The organism is Mesorhizobium sp. M4B.F.Ca.ET.089.01.1.1, from assembly GCF_004022605.1.
Taxonomy (GTDB): Bacteria; Pseudomonadota; Alphaproteobacteria; order Rhizobiales; family Rhizobiaceae; genus Mesorhizobium; species Mesorhizobium abyssinicae.
The window spans coordinates 1-3,004 of sequence record NZ_RZOS01000585.1 but is presented as its reverse complement, the minus strand read 5'-3'; the positions used below and the strand labels follow the sequence as shown (position 1 = coordinate 3,004).

General features: G+C 63.9%; 3 protein-coding genes and 1 pseudogene. 1 reads left to right on the top strand and 3 read right to left on the bottom strand.

The features are described from left to right. Window positions 1-25: 25 nt before the first annotated feature. On the bottom strand, window positions 26-715 hold the full coding sequence (locus EN780_RS31100) for an HAD family phosphatase (RefSeq protein WP_127282489.1): 690 nt from the start codon (window positions 713-715) through the stop codon (window positions 26-28). A gap of 185 nt (window positions 716-900) precedes the next feature. Between EN780_RS31100 and EN780_RS31095 the strand changes: the two genes are divergently transcribed. Then, window positions 901-2,034: a site-specific DNA-methyltransferase gene (locus EN780_RS31095; protein ID WP_128276189.1), complete on the top strand. Its 1,134-nt coding sequence runs from the start codon at window positions 901-903 to the stop codon at window positions 2,032-2,034. A 56-nt stretch (window positions 2,035-2,090) separates the two neighbouring features. Here the strand turns inward: EN780_RS31095 and EN780_RS31090 are convergent, their stop codons facing one another. Further along, window positions 2,091-2,702, bottom strand: coding sequence for an HAD family phosphatase (locus EN780_RS31090; RefSeq protein WP_128276188.1), 612 nt, complete (start codon window positions 2,700-2,702; stop codon window positions 2,091-2,093). 85 nt (window positions 2,703-2,787) lie between these two features. Next, a pseudogene (locus tag EN780_RS31085) lies at window positions 2,788-3,004 on the bottom strand (NUDIX domain-containing protein); the annotation flags it as partial.

Below are 3,004 nucleotides of genomic sequence, written 5' to 3'. Positions count from 1 at the left end.
ACTGAGGTGGGCTTGGGCGGACGCTTCAAGCGTCCGCCGACCATTCCGACAGCGCGGCAATCACGCTTTTCAACTCGGCCCAGCGGCGAATGACCGTCTCCGCGCCGGCTTCGGTCAGCGCGTCGGCGTGGCCGGGATAGCTGTGCGCGGCGCCGGTGAAGCCGATGACGCGCATGCCGGCCGTCCTGGCGCCGGTGACGCCATGCACCGAGTCCTCGATGACGAAGGTGTTTCTCGGATCGGCGTTGAGCCTTTCGGCGGCGTAAAGGAACACGTCCGGAGCCGGCTTGGTCTTTTTGCTGGGGATGTCGAGCCCCGAAAAGATGCGGCCGGCGAAGAACGGCAACAGCCCCACCTTCTCCAGCATGAACTCGACCCGCTCCGTGCGCGAATTCGAGCAGACGCAGCGCTGCACCGTCACCGCCGCGACCGCCTCGCGCGCGCCGTCGATGGCGCGCACGTCGCTGCGCAGCTTGCGGTCGACCAGCTCTTCGGCGCGGCCGATCAGCGAGGCCTGGAACGGGATGGCGGATTTCTCCTCGACCCGCATCATGATGTCCTTGAAGGTCAGTCCGGCATAGGTCTCGGCCAGTTCCTCGGCCGAGATCTCATACCCGGCCGAGGTCAGGAGCTCGGCCTCGATGCGCGCGGCGATGATTTCGGAATCGACGAGCACGCCGTCGCAATCGAAGATGACAAGGTCTGGCTGGGGCATGGCAATCCGGAACGCGGGAGAAAGCTGGCCTGATACGGCTCAGGCGGCGCGGCATACACCAAGCGGCGGGGCTTCGCAAATTCACGGCAGGTCTCGACCGGGGCAGTCCCGCCCTTCACCGAATATTTACGCTGATCGGTAACCATAACGGACAGTAAACAGTAACGCGTGCCTTGGGTGTAAAAATGTCAGCCGTGCGTCTTATCGACGAGCTCTCCCGCGCTCCCCAGCAATCCGAATGGCTGGACACCATCCTCAAGGGCGACTGCATCGCGGCCCTCGAACGGTTGCCCGAAAAGTCCATTGACGTCATCTTCGCCGATCCGCCCTATAACCTGCAGCTCGACGGCGACCTGCACCGGCCCGACCAGTCCAAGGTCGATGCCGTCGACGACGACTGGGACCAGTTCGAGAGTTTCGAGGCCTATGACGCCTTCACCCGCGCCTGGCTGCTGGCGGCGCGGCGCGTGCTGAAGCCGAACGGCACCATCTGGGTCATCGGTTCCTACCACAACATCTTCAGGGTCGGCGCCAAGATGCAGGATCTCGGCTTCTGGATCCTCAATGACGTCGTCTGGCGCAAGACCAACCCGATGCCGAACTTCCGCGGCCGCCGCTTCCAGAACGCGCATGAGACGATGATCTGGGCCTCGCGCGACCAGAAGGCCAAGGGCTACACCTTCAACTACGAGGCGCTGAAGGCCTCGAACGACGACGTCCAGATGCGCTCCGACTGGCTGTTTCCGATATGTACCGGCCAGGAGCGGTTGAAGAACGACAATGGCGACAAGCTGCATCCGACGCAGAAGCCGGAAGCATTGCTCGCCCGCATCATGATGGCCTCGACCAAGCCGGGCGACATCGTGCTCGATCCCTTCTTCGGATCCGGCACCACCGGCGCGGTGGCAAAGCGCCTCGGCCGCCACTTCGTCGGTATCGAGCGCGAGCAGGCCTATATCGACGCCGCCAATGAGCGCATCGATGCAGTCAGGCCGCTGGAAGGCGCCGACCTGACCGTATTGTCCGGCAAGCGCGCCGAGCCGCGCGTCGCCTTCATCAGCCTGATCGACACCGGACTGATGCAGCCCGGCGCCACCCTCTACGACGCCAAGAAACGCTGGGCGGCCAAGGTGCGCGCCGACGGCACGGTGGCGATCGGCGACAGCGCCGGCTCGATCCACAAGATCGGCGCCGAGGTGCAGGGGCTGGACGCCTGCAACGGCTGGACCTTCTGGCATTATGAGCGCAGCGGCGGCCTCACCCCGATCGACGAGCTGCGCCGCATCGCCCGCCTCGGCATGGAGCGGGCAGGGGCCTGAGATCCCGCTGTTAAAGTTGAATCAGAACTTCAGCGGATCGTCCGAAGCGATTCAAATCAGGCCCTGATCCCGTAACGCTCGAGGTCCGTCTTGAGCGTTTCGGCGTCGGTGAACAGCACCGACTGCCAGCCGGCCGCCCTGGCGCCGTCGACATTCTTCTGGCTGTCGTCGATGAACAGCGTCGCGGACGGTTCGAGGCCGAACGCGGCGACATGATGATCGTAGATGGCGCGATCCGGCTTGATCTGGCGGATGTCGGCCGAAACGGTCACGCCGCGCGGACGGTTGAGGAAGCCGAAACGCTGCCGGGCTTCGGCAAGCGTATCCGAGGCAAAGTTGGTCAGCATGGTGACATCGTGGCCGGCCTCGATCAGGCCGACCATGATGGCGACGCTGTCGTCATAGGCATGCGGCACCATCTCGTGCCAATGCCGGCGGAAATTGCGAATATTCTCCGCATGGCCCGGGTATTCGCCGATCAGCAGCGCTTCGGCCTCTGCCCATGTCCGCCCGCGGTCCTGCTCGAGGTTCCAGTCATGCGTGCAGACATTGTCGAAGAACCATTTCCGCTCCTCGGCATCGGGGATCAGGCGGCTGAAGGGAAGGTCCGGATCGTAGTGGATCAGCACCCTGCCGATGTCGAACACGATGTGGCGGATTTCGGTCATGCCTGTCCTTTCAATGCGGGCGCTGCCTTAGCGCATGTCGCCCAAAAGTGCAGCGGTTTGGGATAGCGTGTCGCGCGTGACCCGGTCACACGCGACGCGCTTTGGTCGCGCCCGGTATCGCTGCCTCGATTACCTTTTTCATGACGGTGGGCAGCGCCTCCCCGGAAATCTCATGGGCCAGCGACCAGAAATGCCCTTCCGGCGCATCACCTTTGATGTGGGCATGAAAGACTTCGAGTTCGAGCGCGAAATGGGTGAAGACTTGCGCGATCCGGCCGGCGCGTCGCCAGTCAGCCGCAAAC

Excerpts from the sequence above, each read along its gene's own strand:
- EN780_RS31100 (WP_127282489.1), bottom strand. The coding sequence starts at position 715 with ATGCCCCAGCCAGACCTTGTCATCTTCGATTGCGACGGCGTGCTCGTC.
- EN780_RS31095 (WP_128276189.1), top strand. The coding sequence starts at position 901 with ATGTCAGCCGTGCGTCTTATCGACGAGCTCTCCCGCGCTCCCCAGCAA.
- EN780_RS31090 (WP_128276188.1), bottom strand. The coding sequence starts at position 2,702 with ATGACCGAAATCCGCCACATCGTGTTCGACATCGGCAGGGTGCTGATC.